Source organism: Roseburia sp. AM59-24XD, assembly GCF_003478445.1.
GTDB lineage: Bacteria > Bacillota > Clostridia > Lachnospirales > Lachnospiraceae > Jutongia.
Genome location: NZ_QUET01000027.1, coordinates 1 through 18403 on the forward strand (window position 1 = coordinate 1; position 18403 = coordinate 18403).

Genomic DNA, 18403 nt, shown 5'->3' on the forward strand with positions numbered 1-18403 from the left:
CTGATACTCCGAAGCTCTTTCTGGGTGCCTTCAGAAAACAGAATAATTAATTTTTTTTGATTTTTTTCGAATTTACTCTTGACAAAAGTCATTACATATCAGTTTGAGTTATTATTTTGATATCTCCTTTTTGCGAACAAAATAAAAACAGATCACCTGCATGATAATTGTTAACAGCCACGACACCGGATAGGATATAAACAAAAAGTCTAACGCTCTGTGATACGGAAACACCAGATAGATCCACACAATTCTCGTACCAACCGTTCCGATCACCGAAAGGATCATCGGCACGGCAGAATGCCCCATACCGCGCAGTGCCCCCGGAAACAGATCCATCATTCCGCACAGGAAATAAGTCACTGTCGTATACAGCATAATATCAACGCCGCATGCGACTACATCCGCACTCTTTGTATAAATATGCATAAGTTCCGATCCAAACAGATAAGAGCCGCCGCCGAACACAAGAGATACCGCTACGGTAAGCCCCAGGCATTCCAGTAATATCTTATCCATTCTCTTAAACCTGCGGACGGCATAATTCTGGCTGGTAAAACTCATGCATGCCTGCGTCACGGAATTGATGGACACATATAAAAATCCCAGAATATTATTGGCTGCGGTATAGCCTGCCATCGCCACAGAGCCAAACGAATTGACCGAAGACTGCAGCAGTACATTCGAGAAATTGATGATCGTACTCTGAATGCCCGCCGGCACGCCGACCTGAAAAATCTGCTTTACATATTTCGCCTTCATGCCAAGCCTGGAAAACCGCAGCTGATAGCTGCTCTCGGTGCGGTACAGACAGCGCAGTACCAGAACACATGATATTGCCTGAGAGATCACGGTTGCGATCGCTACTCCCGCAACGCCCATATGAAAACGGATCACGAAAATAAGATTCAACACGACATTGACACTGCCGGAGATGATCAGAAAAAGAAGTGGTCTTTTGGTATCTCCGACTGCTCTCAGAATCGCTGCTCCGTAATTATACAGCATAAAAAACGGCATTCCCACGAAATAAATCCGCATATATAACGTAGAAAGATTTAATACATTATCCGGAGTATCCATCAGCATCAGCGCTCCCTTTGCGGCGAGAACTCCTATGATCCCCATTCCAACACCACTGATCAGCGCCAGTGTGATCGCCGTATGCACGGTCTCTGACATTTCCTTGTCCTTGCCAGCCGCAAAAAATCTCGCAGCCAGCACATTGGAGCCAAGGGAAATACCGATAAAGAAATTAACAAACACATTGATCAGCGCTGTGGTAGAACCGACCGCCGCCAGTGCTTCGCTTCCGGTAAACCGCCCCACTACGATGATATCCACCGCATTAAATAAAAGCTGCAGGATACCGGACAGCATTAACGGAATTGAAAAGGATATCAATTTGTCCAATATCGATCCGTTGCACATGTCGATCTCGTATTTATTTGTCTTTTGTTGTGTTTTCATTTTGGTGCCTCACTTATAAATCCTTGATTTTTGCTTTCGCGCGTAATGTATCACAAATTTGCAGCGCTTCGGCAAAAGGTTCAAAAAAGCTCCGCTTTTTGTCACTCGCGGGCGCATTCACATATAGTATACCACAAATTAAGGCTGATGCATATTCCGATACATCAGCCTCAAACATTTCTTCCATATTTCTACGGGAAATATCCTCTAATAGAGATCCTCCTCGATGCGCAGCAGCCGGTTATATTTCGCCACGCGGTCCGTACGGCTCGGTGCACCTGTCTTGATCTGTCCGGCATTAACTGCCACCGCCAGATCTGCGATCGTCGTATCCTCCGTCTCACCGGAGCGGTGTGAAATGATCGCATGCCATCCATTTTCCTTCGTCATCCGGATCGCATCCATTGTCTCCGTCAGCGTACCGATCTGGTTGACCTTGATCAGCACAGCGTTGGCGGCATTTCGGCGGATTCCCTTGCGGATGCGCTCTGTGTTCGTCACAAACAGATCATCTCCGACAAGCTGAACACGGCTTCCCAACGTTCTGGTCAGCTGCTCCCAGTGTATCCAGTCTTCCTCTGCCAGACCGTCCTCGATCGAGCAGATCGGATAGCGGTCACAAAGCTCCTTCAGATACGCAATCATCTCCTCGGGCGTCTTATAAATCCCCGATTTCCAGAAATAATACATTCCCTCATGACCCTCGCGGAGTGCCGCATCATACATTTCGGTCGCCGCCACATCCAGAGCGATCCGGAAATGTCTTCCCGGCTGATAACCGGCTTCCTCGATCGCACGGATCAGAAAATCAAGTGCCTGTTCATCTCGTTCAAACGCCGGTGCAAATCCACCCTCATCTCCTACCGACGTGGTGTAATGCTCCGCCATCAGAAGCCGCTTTAACGTGTGAAACACTCTTGTTCCTGCCTCCAGCCGCTCATGAAAGCTTAAGAAACCGATCGGCATGATCATAAATTCCTGAATATTCATCGAAGAGTCTGCATGACGTCCTCCATTGATCACATTCATCATCGGAATCGGCAGCTCTCTGGCACCACAGCCTCCCAGATAACGGTAAAGCGGCAGCTTCATGCCCGCCGAGGCTGCCTTTGCCACCGCCAGAGATACCGCAAGGATCGCATTGGCACCAAGATGAGATTTGTTCGCGGTCGCATCCTCGGCGATCATCCACTGATCGATCTCACGCTGTCCGGATGCATCTTTTCCCTTTAAGCCGGGTACGATAATCTGCCGGATTGCTTTGACGGCTCCCCGCACGCCCATTCCCATATAACGGCTCTCTCCATCCCGAAGCTCCACCGCCTCAAACGCTCCTGTCGATGCGCCGGAGGGCACACTCGCCACGCCATGCACACCACATTTTAAAATAACCTCCGCCTCCACGGTAGGATTTCCGCGGGAATCTAAAATCTCCCTCGCCAGAATATCCTGAATCTTCATTCCTTTATCGCCGCTTACTTTTATTTCAGACATGTTATTTCCCCTTTCAGACATTATTTTTATCACTAGTATCTGCAATCCTCCGGAAAATAATCCGATCAAATAATACGAAAATTATTGAAAATGTTTTATACGGTTTATGAAGAAAAAAACACCTCCGGATTTGTAAATTAAACACTAAAACTTCCCATACCTCAAATTGATGTGTCCCCATAATATTTCTTATGTCCGGAAAATAAAATATCAATTTTGCCTGAGAAATCAGTTGATCCGTGAACTATGACTAAAAAATTGACGCAGATCAGTAGGATTTCCGAAAAATCTTTGCTTTGCAATGCTTTGATAAATACGCATCCGTACGACTGAGCCCACCTCGGGGCGAGTACGGCAGGATGCGTTTATCGAAGATCAAAGCAGCAAAGCAATTAGATTTTTCGAAATCCGTAAGTGACAAGACAATTTTTTAGTCATAGCTCACGGATTTTTAATATATTGGCAGGCAAAATATGATTTCTAAATAACCGGACATAAGAAATATTATGGGCAAATTTCCATCCTTGGTATGGGAAGCCTTAGTTAAACATTAATCCGAGGTTTAAATACATATGAGCAATCCCCCAAAATGTAAATCTCCCTCGGAGGAATCTGATATTTTGCAAGGTGCTTGCCACCGTCGGCACTTATGCCCTGTCATTCAGGGCATTATGTGCCGTTACGTGTGGCATTGCAGCGAAAGCGTACCTGCAAAAATATCAGATTCCCCCGAGGGAGTTATCATTATCAGTCTTTATTTTTTCTTCTTACCGAAACGTCCTTTTTTCTTTTCTGTGGTCTCGTCGGCTTCTTCCTTTTCCTCCGGCTTTCCATACATTGCTTCATCGAACTTCTTTAAAAGCTCCTTCTGCTCTCCGTTCATCCTGGTCGGAACCTGTACCACCAGAGTCACATACTGATCACCACGGATCGACTTATTACGAAGAGACGGAACACCCTTGCCACGCAGTCTGATACGTGTATCTGTCTGCGTTCCCGGCTTCACGGTATACTCAACCTCGCCATCGACCGTCTTAATGCGGACATCCCCGCCAAGAGCAGCCTGTGCAAATGTGATCGGAGCAGAGGAATAAATATCAATGCCCTGTCTCTGGAAGATCGGATGACGGCTTACTGCCACCTCTACCAGAAGATCGCCTCTTGGACCTCCGTTTACACCGGGATCACCCTTCTCACGGATACGGATGCTCTGGCCATTGTCAATACCTGCCGGAACAGTAACGGAAATCTTGCGCTTTCTTGTAATATAACCGGAGCCATGACAATCCGGACATTTCTCACGAATGATCTTACCGGTTCCACGACAGTCCGGACAGGTCTGAACATTTCTGACCATGCCAAACAGAGACTGCTGGGTAAATACCACCTGACCTTTACCACCACACTTGGAACATGTCTCCGGGGTGGTTCCTGCCTTGGCACCTGTGCCGTGGCAGCTCTCACACTCATCCTGCAGCGGAAGGTCCAGCTCCTTCTCGGTACCAAAGCATGCCTCCTCAAAGGTAATGCGGATCGTGTGGTGCAGATTCTGTCCCTTCATCGGACCATTACTCTGTGCTCTGGAACGACCGCCACCGAAGAAATCGCCAAAGATATCTCCGAAAATGTCACTCATATCCATTCCACTGAAATCGAAGCCGCCTGCTCCACCGCCTGCACCCCCTTCAAATGCCGCATGACCAAACTGATCGTACTGACGGCGCTTATCCGGATCACTCAATACGCTGTATGCCTCAGAAGCCTCTTTAAACTTTGCTTCTGCCTCCTTATCTCCCGGATTCATATCGGGATGATATTTCTTGGCTAAATTACGATATGCGGACTTTAATTCGGAATCGGATGCACTCTTGCTGACCCCGAGCACTTCATAATAATCTCTCTTCTCTGCCATAGCTCTCTCCATCTCTCATACTGTTCATTTATAGATAGACAGACCATTAACCGTAACGTCTGCCTGCTGCATTCGTGCAATCAATGGTCTATCTCATGTTTATTTATATTTAGCTTAAATCTCGCGGTAATCTCCATCGACAACATCATCGGAAGCATTGCCGGCGCCTGCGGCTCCACCCATGTTACCCATGTCCGGACCTGCACCTGCTGCTCCACCGTTTGCCTGAGCCTGCTGCTCATACATCTTGGTAAATACAGCCTGAGCTGCTTCCATCAGTTTCTCCTTACCAGCCTTTAATGCATCTACATCGGCATCAGAAAGCTCTTCCGGATTCGTCTTCTCAACTAATTCCTTCAAGCTGTCAAGCTCCGCCTGAACCTTTGCCTTCTCAGAAGCATCTACCTTGTCGCCAACCTCATCCAGAGCCTTCTGTGTCTGGAATACCATGGAATCAGCCTCGTTACGGGCATCAATGCCTTCCTTACGCTTCTTATCCTGTGCCTCAAACTCAGCAGCTTCCTTCACTGCCTTATCGATATCATCATCGGACATGTTTGATCCGGCTGTGATCGTGATATGCTGCTCCTTGCCGGTTCCAAGATCCTTAGCGGATACATTTACGATACCGTTTGCATCGATATCAAAGGTAACCTCGATCTGTGGAACACCACGACGTGCCGGAGGGATACCATCCAGACGGAACTGTCCAAGTGACTTGTTATCCTTCGCAAACTGACGCTCACCCTGAAGAACGTTGATATCTACTGCACTCTGATTATCTGCTGCGGTAGAGAAGATCTGGCTCTTCTTGGTCGGGATCGTTGTATTTCTCTCGATCAGCTTTGTAGCGATACCACCCATTGTCTCGATAGACAGGGAAAGTGGAGTAACATCCAGAAGAAGGATATCACCGGCACCTGCATCACCGGCAAGCTTACCACCCTGTACGGAAGCACCGAGTGCAACGCACTCATCCGGATTTAAGGACTTGCTTGGCTCATGACCGGTCATCTGCTGTACCTTATCCTGTACAGCCGGGATACGTGTAGAACCACCGACCAGAAGAACCTTTCCAAGCTCTGAAGCTGTGATTCCTGCATCACGGAGTGCATTTGTTACAGGAGTTGCTGTTCTCTCTACCAGATCATGTGTCAGCTCATCAAACTTCGCTCTGGACAGGTTCATGTCGAAATGAAGCGGTCCATTGTCATTCATGCTGATGAATGGCAGATTAATGTTGGTTGTTGTTGCAGAAGAAAGCTCCTTCTTTGCCTTCTCTGCTGCTTCCTTTAATCTCTGAAGTGCCATCTTATCCTGAGACAGATCAACACCGTTGTCCTTCTTGAATTCTGCGATCATATATCTGTGATCTTCTGATCGAAATCATCACCACCGAGGTGGTTATCACCGGATGTTGCAAGAACCTCGATGACACCGTCACCGATCTCGATAATAGATACATCGAAAGTACCACCACCAAGGTCATAAACCATGATCTTCTGCTCTTTCTCGTTATCAAGACCATATGCAAGCGCTGCTGCAGTTGGCTCGTTGATGATACGCTTTACATCAAGACCTGCGATCTTACCGGCATCCTTTGTTGCCTGACGCTGTGCATCGTTGAAGTATGCAGGAACTGTAATAACAGCCTCTGTAACCTTCTCACCGAGATAATTCTCTGCATCTGCCTTCAGCTTCTGAAGGATCATTGCGGAAATCTCCTGTGGAGAATACTTCTTATCATCGATTGCAACGCGGTAATCGGTACCCATATGTCTCTTGATAGAAGAGATTGTCTTGTCAGCGTTTGTTACTGCCTGACGCTTTGCCGGCTCACCGACAAGTCTCTCACCGGATTTTGAAAATGCTACAACAGATGGTGTTGTACGTGCGCCCTCTGTATTTGTTACGACAACCGGTTTTCCACCTTCCATAACAGCGACGCATGAGTTTGTTGTTCCTAAGTCAATACCAATAATCTTTCCCATTGTTTTGTCCTCTCTTTCTCTATAATTCTTCTTTCATTGCTCTATCTTAAATTAACTGACTACCTTTACCATACTGTGGCGTACGACAGAATCCTGATACATATATCCCTTCTGCAATTCCTCTGCCACCGTTCCGCTTTCCATATCCTCTGACTCGACGGTCATAACCGCATTATGGAAATTCGGATCAAATTCCTGTCCCACTGCCTCGATCGGCTTGACTCCGATCTCATCCAGTGCTCCGAGCATCTGCTTGTAAACAAGCTCGATACCGTCTGCAAATGGCTTTCCCTTTTCCTCCTCCGGCATGGAAGCAAGACCTCTTTCAAAGTTATCAATGACCGGAAGGATCTTTTCAACCACTGACTTTGCACCGATCTCAAACATCTGGCTCTTTTCTTTTTCGGAGCGCTTCCGGAAGTTCTCGAACTCGGCAAGCTGACGCATTCTTGCATCCTCTAACTCAGCGATCTTTTCCTCCAGCTTGGAACTTTTCTTCTTGCCAAAGAGTGATTTCTTCTCTTCGCCAACGGCTTCTTTATCTTCAGCCACAGCTTCCTTCTCTTCTGCCTCACCGGCAGTCTCTGCTGTCACCTCACTGTCCTTTGTTGTTTTCTCTGTGTTCTCTGTCGTTGTCTCTTCTGTCATGTCCTGATTTGTTTCTTTCTCCTGACTCACCTTCTACCACCTCTCTTAAGCCATCCTCTGTGACTTACTTTTTGTCTTTAAATATGTCATCTAACTGCTCCATCATGGACTGCAGTGTAGCAACTACCTTGTCATAATCCATTCGCTTCGGACCTACGATCCCGACCTTGCCGTAAACACCATCGTCAATCCGGTAGGTCGCTGTTACCAGCGAACAATCCTTCATGGACTCAACCTGCGTCTCACCGCCGATGTAAACCTGTATGGCGTGGTTATCATCGTTCTGTCCGACCGGCTCCTGTTCGATCCATTCGTTTAAGTCCTTCTTCTCCTCAAATGCACTTAAGATCTGTGCTGCATTGGACTTGTCTGCAAGTTCCGGATACTTCAGAATATTTGTTGCTCCACTTGTGTAGATCTCCAGATCCTCATCCTCCGTCAAAGCACTGCCGATAATCTCAAGAACCGAATCGATCACACTGTTGTGTGCTCCCATCTGTTCCTTGATCTTCTGTATCACGGCAAGATTCATATCCATGACATCCAGACCATTTAAGGTTGTATTCATAATGAAGTTTAACCGAAGCAATGTCTCCTGATCCATGGAATCCTCCATATGGATCATTTTGTTCTTGACTACGTTGTTGTCCAAAACGATCACGACAAGAAGGCTTCTCTCATCCACCAGCGTAAGCTGAATGAACTTGACCTTCTTGGAGGCGTACCGCGGTCCCGAAACCATCGTGGCGTAATTCGTATTGACCGCCAGAAGCTTCGCAACCCGCTTGAGAAGATCATCGATCTTACCGGCCTTCTCTGTAAGCTCCGCTTTCATGTCATGCACTTCCTGTGCCTTGTCGTCCAACATCGTGTCAACGTAGAGACGGTAACCCTTGTCGGAAGGAATACGTCCTGCCGAGGTATGCGGCTGTAAAATGTATCCCATCTCCTCCAGATCAGACATCTCATTTCGGATGGTAGCGGAACTGAGATTCAGATCAGAGTACTTGGAAATCGTTCTGGATCCTACCGGCTCACCCGTCTCTAAATATGTCCGGATAATCGCCTGAAGTATTTTAAGCTTTCTTTCATCCAGCTCCAAACTATCACTCCCTTGTCTTTATTTGTTAGCACTCTTTGAGGTGGAGTGCTAACATCTAATTAGTAAGATAGCACTATCATTTTTTATTGTCAAGATATTTTTGCTAATTTTTTCAGTTTTTTTCATGTTTCTTGCAAAACAGCCGAAATACCATATATAATAATGACACAAAGATGTTTGCCGGATCACCGAGATCATACAACAATCCGGTGCATTTATTATAGAAAGAATCACGATCTATTTATAGAAAGGTTTGGAATACATTATGGCAAATCCTATCATCACATCGACTAATACAGGCAACAGAGGAAATAATTTGACTATGACCGGAAACCAGGCTGCCGCCCGCAATAATCCGGGACAGGCAGGCCGCTCCGTCGGACAGATGAGCAGCTACGGTGTTGCAAGAAGCGGCATGAACCAGATCCGCCAGGGCGATGTGATCCGTGGGGAGATTTCCGACCTGCGCAACAATGAGATCACCATTACATTGGAAAATAATACGCTGATCAAGGGGCAGATTGCGGACAGTTCTTCCCTTTCCATCGGGCAGACTGCCGCCTTCCGCCTATCTTCCGTTTCTCCCTCCGGCGTTATGCTGGATGCGATTCCAAACAGCTACACAGAGACAGAGCTGACGCTGATCAACAAGGCTCTGGAGGAGGCATCTCTTCCGGCCACAGAGCGCAACCAGTCTGCCGTCAAGGCACTGATGGACAATCTGATGCCGATCAACAAACAATCGATCCAGCAGCTGATGCAACAGGCATATGATCTTGGTACGGATGACATGGAAACGCTCTGTCTGATGAACCGCAAGCAATACCAGGTTACCGCAGACAGCGTGGCACAGTTCAGTGCGTATCGTAACGGCACGCACTCGCTTCTTGCCCGTGTAGAAACCTTCTCCAACCAGATTCCGGAGCTTTTAGAGACTCTTGCCGGAAACGGTCCGTCCAACATTGTTGCGATGTTTGGCGAGAAGCTTTTAAGTATTGCACTTGCAGACGATAATTCCGCTGCAGCCGTTCGCACGAACGCAGACACCGCTTCCGCGCTCCCGACGATCGCGGATCTGTCGGAGGCTGATCTTTCTTCCTTAAAGACAATGCTTTCAGAAACACCGATGACCGACGAACAACTGGCTGCTTTTCAATCAGGCACCATGACCGGCAAGGAGGCGGCTCTGCTGATCCAGAAGGCGATTACAGGACAGACGATTGTTCTTTCGGAACATTGTCCTGCCGCCGAACTGCAGGCGAAATCTGACGAGATCCTTCAATTATTAAATCCGCAGCCGGCTTCTTCCCTGTCCGGGGAATTAACCACATTAGAAAGCGTTCTTTCCGGAAAAATCGCGGAAAGCACAGAAACAGATGCCATTTTACCGGACGCTTCCTCCGATGCAGCAAACAGCAACGCTGCAGAAGCCTCCGCCGATTCCGTATCCGCACGTTCCTTTGCCGGACGCCTGTTTCATAACCTGTCCGATGCCGCCAGGTCGTCTTTCCAGAATATCAATGAGATGTTAGCCGCCCCGCACGAGGGTTCTGCCAATATCACTCATACCCCTGCCGTTATCGACACGCTCCTTTCCGGTGTCAAATCCTTTGGCAGACAAAACAGCCAGCTTTTCCTGCAGCTTACTCCCGAAATGCGCTCTGAGCTTGCCCGTTATCTGCATGGTATGGGTGTTGATTCCGGGATCACTGACCGCGTTTTATCCGGTGACATCTCTGCCACAGATACACTTGCTACGATCAAAAACAGTATCGCACATTCCGACAGCGCCCTGACACAGAATCTGTTTCAGACCGAAGCATTCCGGACACTGTTTCAAAATGTGCTGCTTGACAGCTTTACGATCTCCCCGCACCGGCTTGCCAAAACAAACGAGCCGGACTCGTTCTATCAGTCTATGGAGCAGAAAATGAACTCCTTTGAGACGCTGATCAATACCACGCTTTCCGGCAGCGATTCCGGGCAGCTTTCCGGTCAGGCTCATGATATGCAGGGCAACATTGACTTTATGAAGTCCTTAAACCAGGCATTTGCCTATATGCAGCTTCCTCTGAAGCTGCAGAACCAGAACGCGCACGGAGATCTCTACGTCTATACCAAAAAGGATAAAATGAAGCAGAATCCGCAGAAGCTGAGTCTGATGCTTCATCTGGAAATGGATCACCTCGGTACCGTCAATGTCCGTCTGGAAAAGGATCATCAGAATATCAAGGCTGATTTTCATCTGGAAAAGGAGGATTCCCTTCGCCTGATCGAACGCAATACACATCTTCTGACCGATTCTCTCACCGAAAAAGGCTATACCTGTCAGGTTCAGGTACAGCCTCTTACACAGTCGGAAACGCCGGTTCAGGATTTTCTCAACGCAAAGGTAACACCGTCTGCATCCCATGAAATGAAACGGTTCTCCTTTGATATCCGGGCATAAAAGATTAAAAGCAGTTCTTTGCCCTTATACACTACTCTTGTGCCTTTTCTATCCGTTATCAAAAAGACGGTACCCGTTCCCTGAGTACCGTCTTTTTTCAAACTATCACAAAAATATCCCACAACGCGAATATTCCTCATTGATCTGTTCTTTATTATTCTGCCGCAGCGTTTTCCTGCGCCTCTGCCCGTTTATATTCCTCCTCCATCTCCTCAAAGATGTAGTCAAATACAGCAGGCATCCCGGTAAATGTACATCCATAATGATACAGGCCGTCCTCACTCTTACTCTGGCGGATGATCTGGATCACACAGTTGATCGCATTCTGGCTGCTATGAAATTCCAGCCGGGAATTGAAATAAAACCCGATTGGCAAAACACTTTTGGTGACAAAGCCAATGCCGTCACGGCAGATATCAATGACCTCGATCGGTGCATTGATATTACTGACCTTTACATTATCCTGTTTGAAGATATCGGAAACCTCCAGATTCATCTTCACCGGGATCCGGATATTTCTTCTCTGTTCCGTCATGCTGCACCCCATTTCCTATTTAGCCCAAAACTTCCTTCAGAATCTTATTGACCATTCCAGGATCAGCCTTTCCCTGCATAGCCTTCATAGTCTGACCAACCAGGAAGCCGATCGCTTTCTTCTTACCGCTGTTGTAATCCTCAACGGACTTCGGATTGTCCGCAACAATCTTCTCGATCACCTCACGAAGAGCACCATCATCGGATACGGTCTTCAAGCCCTTCTCCTCAACATACTTCTCCGGATCAACATTATTCTTAAAGACCTCCTCGAACACTTCCTTTGCCACAGAGCTGTTGATCTCTCCGGCATCTGCCAGCTCGATCAGCTTTGCGAGATTCTCCGGTGCGAAGGAAATATCCTCTGCCTCCATCTCGTTCTCCTTCAGAAGGCGCATCGTCTCTACCATCAACCAGTTGGAAACCTTCTTTGGCTTATTGCAGATTGCTGTCGTAGCCTCAAAGATGTCTGCCATCTTCTTGGTTCCTGTGATGATCTCTGCATCATACTCAGGAATGTCATATTCCTTTTTGTAACGCTCCAGCTTTTCAGAGCGAAGCTCCGGCTGTCTGTCCTTTACTTCCTTTAACCACTCGTCGCTGATCACGATCGGAACAAGATCCGGCTCCGGGAAATAACGGTAATCCTGTGCATCCTCCTTGGAACGCATCGCATAAGAAGACTCCTTATTGTCATCCCATCTTCTTGTCTCCTGAATAACCTGACGGCCTTCCTCCAGAAGCTCGATCTGACGTGCTCTCTCGCCCTCGATAGCATGAGAGATTGCTTTGAAAGAGTTCAAGTTCTTCATCTCGGTACGTGTTCCGAATTCTGTCGCTCCAACCTCTCTGACGGAAAGGTTGACATCGGCACGCATGGAACCCTCCTGAAGCTTACAGTCAGAAGCGCCAAGATACTGAATGATCATACGAAGCTTCTCCAGATAAGCAATTACCTCGTCAGCAGAACGCATATCCGGCTCGGATACGATCTCGATCAAAGGCACACCGGAACGGTTGTAATCAACCATAGAGCTGCCTGTCCAGTCATCGTGCACCAGCTTACCGGCATCCTCCTCCATATGGATCTCATGGATTCCGACAGTCTTCTTGCCGGCAGCCGTCTCGATCTCAATGCCGCCGTTGCGGCAGATTGGCAGATACAGCTGGGAAATCTGATAGTTCTGTGGATTATCCGGATAGAAATAATTCTTCCGGTCAAATTTACAATACTGGGTAATACTGCAGTTTGTGGCAAGACCAACCGCAATCGCATACTCTACCACCTGCTTATTTAAAACCGGCAGAGAACCGGGCATACCGGTACAAACCGGGCATGTATGAGTATTCGGTGCTCCTCCAAACTCGGTAGAACAGCCGCAGAAAATCTTTGTTTTTGTCGCAAGCTCGACATGGACCTCAAGTCCTATCACAGTCTCATATTGTTTCATCTTTCCGGTCTCCTTTCTATTCTGCCAGAAGCGGGCTAAATGCCGGCTCTCTTGTCTGCTCGTATGCATATGCAGCCTGTATGATCTTCTTCTCCTGGAAGCAGTCACCGATCAGCTGTAAACCGATTGGAAGTCCCTTTGAGTCAACGCCGCAAGGAACAGAAATACCGGGAAGGCCTGCAAGATTGACAGAAATGGTATAAATATCGCCCAGATACATCTTGATCGGATCACTGAGACTCTCACCAAGCTTTGGTGCCGTTGTCGGTGCTGCCGGTCCAAGGATCATATCGTACTTCTCAAACGCCTTGTCAAAAGCTTTCTTGATCAGTGCCTTTGTACGAAGAGCCTTCAGATAATAAGCATCATAATAACCGGAGCTTAATACGAAGGAACCAAGCATGATACGACGCTTCACCTCTGCGCCAAAGCCCTCGGAACGTGTCTTTTTGTACATGTTGTGAAGTCCCTCATACTCTTTGGTACGATAACCGTACTTCACACCATCGAAACGCTCCAGATTGGAGCTTGCCTCTGCACAGGCGATAACATAATATGCCGGGATCGCATACTCTACAAGACTCAGTTCAAACTCCTCAACGATGGCACCCTTCTCCTCCAGCTTCTTTGCTGCGTTAAGAACGGCTTCCTTGACCTCAGGATCAAGACCCTCTCCGAAATAATCCTTCGGAATACCGATCTTCATGCCCTTCACATCATCCACCAGAGCGGAGGTAAAATCCGTATCCTTGCGCTCAACAGAGGTAGAATCCTTCAGATCATGGGAAGCGATCGTCTCGAGGATCGTTGCACAGTCGGTCACATCCTTTGCAACCGGTCCGATCTGATCCAGAGAAGAACCGTAAGCGATCAGTCCGTAACGGGAAACGGTTCCGTAGGTCGGCTTAATACCTGTCACACCACAGAAGGAGCTTGGCTGACGGATGGATCCGCCCGTATCGGAACCAAGTGCATAGAAGCACTCTCCTGCTGCAACAGCCGCACAGGATCCGCCGGAAGATCCTCCCGGTACATGCTCGGTGTTCCATGGGTTCTTTGTCTCGCCGAAGGCAGATGTCTCGGTGGTGCTTCCCATGGCAAACTCGTCCATATTTGTCTTTCCAAGGATCACGGCTCCTGCCTTCTGCAGATTAAGCACTGCCTCGGATGTAAATGTCGGTACAAAGTTTCCTAAAATCTTAGAGCTGCAGGTAGTCAGAAGACCCTCGGTACACATATTATCCTTGATCGCTACCGGTACACCTGCCAGCGGAGAGGTAAGCTCTCCTGCATCGATCTTTTTCTGTACTTCCTTTGCCTGCTTCAGCGCACCCTCACGATCCACTGTCACAAAGCTGTTAACTTTATCTTCCTTTGCCTCAATGGCATTAAGAGCAGCCTCTGTCGCCTCAACCACAGAAACCTCTCCTGCTTTTATCTTCTTGCCCAGCTCTACAGCCGTAAGCTGCATCAATGACATTAAATCACCAATCCTTTCCTGTTGATCTTTCATTTAAAACATCTGTCCAATCGCAATACCGCATGCTTTGCGCCACCGGCACAAAGCTGCTGTGTGAAACTATACGGTTTTAGGAACTAAAAATGCATTTTCTTTTACTTCCGGTGCATTTGCAAGTGTTGCCTCATGTCCGTCTCCGTTTGTTACGACATCCTCACGGAATACATTATTCACCGGAAATACATGCGACATCGGCTCTACACCGGTGGTATCAAGCTCATTCAGCTTGTCGATATAATCTAACATTTCGCCCATATCCTTTTTGGCACGCTCCTGCTCTTCCTTGTTCAGTTCCAGCTTTGCCAGAATACCAACGTACTCAATTGTTTCATCAGATATTACATTTGCCATATCTATATCCTGCCTTTCTATTTGTGCTCATACTACGGCTCCAGACGGCTTAAGTCTCTTGGGAAGAGTGTTGTCTCGCGGACATTCTCCTCTCCCAGAAGCTGCATTGTCAGTCGTTCCATACCGATTCCAAGTCCACCGTGTGGCGGCATACCATGCTTGAATGCGCTCAGATACTGTTCCATGCCTTCCTCGGTCATGCCACGCTTCTCCATCTTGGCAAGAAGCTCCGGATAGCTGTGGATACGCTGACCACCTGTGGTGATCTCGAGTCCGTGATACAGAAGGTCGAAGCTTAAGGTATATGTCTCATCCTCCGGATCATCCATTGCATAGAACGGACGCTTCTTGGATGGATAATGTGTGATAAATACGAAATCTGCATCACATTCCTCTTTATAATACTGACCGATCAGCACCTCTTCCTCCGGCTCCAGATCGTATGGGTTTCTGATCTCACGGTTGTACTTCTCCGCAACCTGCTTCTTCGCCTCATCAAAACGAACGCAAGGGATCTTGTCCGTCTTTGGCAGTGTCACACCAAGGATCTTTAACTCTCTGCTGTACTCTTTCTCGAGAAGTGCCATTGTGTACTGCAAAAAGCCTGTCTCCATCGCCATGATATCCTCAAAGCCATCGATATAACCCATCTCAAAATCGAGAGAAGTATACTCGTTCAGGTGACGCTTTGTGTTGTGCTTCTCGGCACGAAATACCGGTGCGGTCTCAAAGACACGGTCAAATACGCCAACCATCATCTGCTTGTAAAACTGCGGACTCTGCTGTAAGATCGCAGGCCTGTGAAAATACTCCAGTTTAAACAGGTTTGCACCACCCTCGGCACTCTTTGCGCCAAGCTTTGGTGTATGGATCTCGGTAAAGCCCTGCTCATACAGGAAATCACGGAAACCTCTTACCAGTCCCTCCTGAATACGGAACTTCGCACGCTCACGCACATTACGAAGAGAAACAGGACGATAGTTTAATTTCGCTTCGAGAGATGTCTTTAATTTCCATTTGGAGATCTGCAGAGGCATCTGCTCTGTCGGCTCAGACAGGATACGGATCGTGTTCAGACGAAGCTCCACACCGTTTGGTGCGCGGTCCTCCTTTGCAAGAACGCCCTCTACCTCAACGGTAGCTGCCTCCTTTAAGGTCTTGAGATCGAACTTTGTCACACCCTCCTCATAGACACACTGCAAAAGTCCCTCTCTCTTACGAAGAACGACAAATGCCACATCACCCATGTCACGGATCGTATGCACGGCACCGTTGACCTTGATGGTCTTGCCCTCATAATCTCCGGCAAGGATCTCACTGATCTCCAGTGTATCCTTTTTTGCAACTCCACTTATAAATTCCATAATAAAACCATGCCTTTCCGTATCCTGGAAACCTCGCCCCAGATACTGTTGTTTTCTTGATGCTGATCCCCCTGGGAATATCCCACAGGAACCAAAAAGTCCCGGAAAATGGTCAATAACCACTTTCCGGGACGGATTTTCTTCCGCGGTACCACCCGCAATTCACAGACTGTCACCTACAGAGAACACCAGCAACCCGGCCCCTCTGCAATCATACGATCTGCATCTCTTCACATAACGCCGTGTCCGCGCATGAACCTACTCGATCTACCCTGTTCAGTTCACAAACTCCAGAGTGTTCTCCATCCTGTCCTCTGCCGTCCGGATGCTCTCAGTCGGTGGCATCCCGTTCCTGTCAAAAAGCATGGTTTCAGAACTTCGTCTCCTTCTCAGTCTTTCTCTGAATGAAATTCAAAACTATATATTAGCATACCACAAGCATTTTGTGATTGCAAGTGATTTCTCCTGTAAAACCTGCTTAAAAATTGCGTCCGTTCCAGCCCCAGTCATCAATTCCCTGATAGGTCACATAAACGGCACTTCCCGGTATGCCAAGCTCCTCCTGCAGAATGTCACAGATCTTCGCAGTCATTGTATCACAGGCTCCCGACTGCAACTTTCCGTATACCTTTACGGACACGAAGGCTGCCTTGTCTAACTTCTCTCCGCCCATGTACAGGTCATATTCATCGTCAAACCCAACCATCAGGAAATTCTCTGTCTTACCAAGAAGCCCGATCGCCTGTCCAAGCTTCGTCTTGATCTGCTCCTTCTGGCTGTCGCTCATTTTTACGGTTACCTTTGAATCAATAAATGGCATAATCTTTCTCCTTTCTTACTGTGCCGGATTTTCCAACAACGCCTTGCTCTTCTTCAGATCCAGCATAAGCGGATGGCTTCCCTCGTTATATTTCACGTTGAAAGTCACCTTCGCCCGGTCAAGATCTGTAAACGGAAGCAACTTATCTGTGCTCACCGTCGGTACTAACTCCAGATAAACCGTCTGCTGTGCTTTTAACACAATATCCCCGGTGACCGCACTGTAATACCTTCCGTCTGTGCTGTAGCGGTCCACCCTGAGCTTCATCTGCTGAACAGACGGCTTTTTCTTTGGCTGGCCGGAGCTTTTTGCCAAACTCTGCTGCGTAAAATAATCCTGCGTTACGAGATATTTCATGGTAAGCTTTCCTGAGAGAACTCCCGCCGAAAGCGTCAGCACACCGTTTTTATTGTCGGCACTTGTCAGCGCAACGATAACATTGTTGCGATAGCTGTCCGGCTCTCTGACAAGCCGCATCGTATATACACCATCCGGCTCTGCCGCCCGGATCCGGATCACCGGTGACCAGTCACCATAGACCTCTTTCCCATTCATCATGGCATATGCGCGCACCTTATAATAATAGCTTTTTCCCTGTTTGACGTCCGTATCCGCATAAGCTTTTCCAAAGTCATAATCCGCACAGGACACGTCCTTTACGATTCCACGCTTCAAAACCTTCAGATCATTTTCGGACGTGCCGCGGTAAATCTCCACTCCCTCCGGTTCTGCAGATTCCTTACCGTCTGCCCCAAACGAATACTGAAGCATTGTCGTCCCAAGAGTTTCCTGCTTATTCTTCGTAACTGCATCATTCCAGAACGCACCACCGACACCGGTATAGATCTCACATTCCGCTTCCACAGTATCCGGCATCTCATTGGCACTGTAGGCAAACAGATCAGTTCTGCTGTACTCACAGGCAGCCTGTATTTTATAATAATAGTCTGTTCCAAGCTGTGCCGTATCATCCTGAAAAGATGTTTTCGAAGATGACAGCTTCTTTAGGGTCTCCCAGTCTGTTCCTCCATTTTCACTGCGAAGTACCGTGTACGAAGCGGCTCTGCTGACCTTCGACCAGGTCAGAGCCACTGCCGCACCATCTGCAAGCTTTGCCGAAACCTTCAGCGAATCGATCGGACGGACCTCTGCCGCCATCGATGCGGTAAATGCGTCACTGGAAGCCTCGTCCTGCCCGTCTGCCGGCTTACAGCTTACAAGCAAGGTCGCACAGCACAGGCACAATATCCCGGCCATTACTGTCTTTTTCTGCATATTTTATCATTCCTTTATCTTAT

Annotated in this window: 14 protein-coding genes and 1 pseudogene; 1 reads left to right on the forward strand and 14 read right to left on the reverse strand. The window is 47.9% G+C overall.

What is annotated here, in order from left to right:
• Positions 1-111: 111 nt before the first annotated feature.
• The 7 genes and pseudogenes from DXA20_RS12520 to hrcA form a co-directional block, all read right to left on the reverse strand.
• On the reverse strand, positions 112-1470 hold the full coding sequence (locus tag DXA20_RS12520; protein ID WP_022304967.1) for an MATE family efflux transporter: 1359 nt from the start codon (positions 1468-1470) through the stop codon (positions 112-114).
• A gap of 13 nt (positions 1471-1483) precedes the next feature.
• Entirely contained in the window at positions 1484-1657 is a 174-nt protein-coding gene (locus DXA20_RS16240) for a hypothetical protein (RefSeq protein WP_158577232.1), read from the reverse strand.
• A gap of 20 nt (positions 1658-1677) precedes the next feature.
• Positions 1678-2964, reverse strand: coding sequence for a phosphopyruvate hydratase (eno, locus tag DXA20_RS12525; RefSeq protein WP_334294595.1), 1287 nt, complete (start codon positions 2962-2964; stop codon positions 1678-1680).
• 754 nt (positions 2965-3718) lie between these two features.
• Positions 3719-4876: a molecular chaperone DnaJ gene (gene dnaJ / locus DXA20_RS12530; protein ID WP_118561203.1), complete on the reverse strand. Its 1158-nt coding sequence runs from the start codon at positions 4874-4876 to the stop codon at positions 3719-3721.
• Between the two features lie 114 nt (positions 4877-4990).
• Positions 4991-6867: pseudogene (dnaK, locus tag DXA20_RS12535) on the reverse strand (molecular chaperone DnaK).
• Between the two features lie 51 nt (positions 6868-6918).
• Complete coding sequence (grpE, locus tag DXA20_RS12540; protein WP_118561259.1) at positions 6919-7515, reverse strand: nucleotide exchange factor GrpE; 597 nt, start codon at positions 7513-7515, stop codon at positions 6919-6921.
• A gap of 64 nt (positions 7516-7579) precedes the next feature.
• Positions 7580-8617 carry a heat-inducible transcriptional repressor HrcA gene (gene hrcA, locus DXA20_RS12545; RefSeq protein WP_022304972.1) on the reverse strand — a complete coding sequence of 346 codons (1038 nt, stop codon included), beginning with the start codon at positions 8615-8617 and terminating at the stop codon, positions 7580-7582.
• Positions 8618-8882: 265 nt separating this feature from the next.
• Here hrcA and DXA20_RS12550 point away from each other — a divergent pair, with 265 nt between their 5' ends.
• Positions 8883-11066 carry a flagellar hook-length control protein FliK gene (locus DXA20_RS12550; protein ID WP_118561205.1) on the forward strand — a complete coding sequence of 728 codons (2184 nt, stop codon included), beginning with the start codon at positions 8883-8885 and terminating at the stop codon, positions 11064-11066.
• A gap of 154 nt (positions 11067-11220) precedes the next feature.
• On the opposite strand, the gene DXA20_RS12555 is transcribed toward DXA20_RS12550, so the two are convergent.
• The 7 genes from DXA20_RS12555 to DXA20_RS12585 form a co-directional block, all read right to left on the reverse strand.
• Entirely contained in the window at positions 11221-11601 is a 381-nt protein-coding gene (locus DXA20_RS12555) for a PilZ domain-containing protein (RefSeq protein ID WP_118561207.1), read from the reverse strand.
• Positions 11602-11620: 19 nt separating this feature from the next.
• Positions 11621-13051 carry an Asp-tRNA(Asn)/Glu-tRNA(Gln) amidotransferase subunit GatB gene (gene gatB / locus DXA20_RS12560; protein ID WP_118561209.1) on the reverse strand — a complete coding sequence of 477 codons (1431 nt, stop codon included), beginning with the start codon at positions 13049-13051 and terminating at the stop codon, positions 11621-11623.
• A gap of 16 nt (positions 13052-13067) precedes the next feature.
• Positions 13068-14531, reverse strand: a complete 1464-nt coding sequence (gene gatA, locus DXA20_RS12565) for an Asp-tRNA(Asn)/Glu-tRNA(Gln) amidotransferase subunit GatA (RefSeq protein WP_118561211.1) — start codon at positions 14529-14531, stop codon at positions 13068-13070.
• A 99-nt stretch (positions 14532-14630) separates the two neighbouring features.
• A complete protein-coding gene (gene gatC, locus DXA20_RS12570; RefSeq protein ID WP_022304978.1) occupies positions 14631-14921 on the reverse strand; it encodes an Asp-tRNA(Asn)/Glu-tRNA(Gln) amidotransferase subunit GatC in 291 nt (96 codons plus the stop codon).
• A gap of 32 nt (positions 14922-14953) precedes the next feature.
• Positions 14954-16285, reverse strand: a complete 1332-nt coding sequence (aspS, locus tag DXA20_RS12575; protein ID WP_118561213.1) for an aspartate--tRNA(Asn) ligase — start codon at positions 16283-16285, stop codon at positions 14954-14956.
• A 478-nt stretch (positions 16286-16763) separates the two neighbouring features.
• A complete protein-coding gene (locus DXA20_RS12580; protein ID WP_022304980.1) occupies positions 16764-17105 on the reverse strand; it encodes a phenylpyruvate tautomerase MIF-related protein in 342 nt (113 codons plus the stop codon).
• A gap of 15 nt (positions 17106-17120) precedes the next feature.
• Positions 17121-18380 (reverse strand): hypothetical protein, encoded by a 1260-nt coding sequence (locus DXA20_RS12585; protein WP_118561215.1) that lies wholly within the window; start codon positions 18378-18380, stop codon positions 17121-17123.
• Positions 18381-18403: the final 23 nt, after the last annotated feature.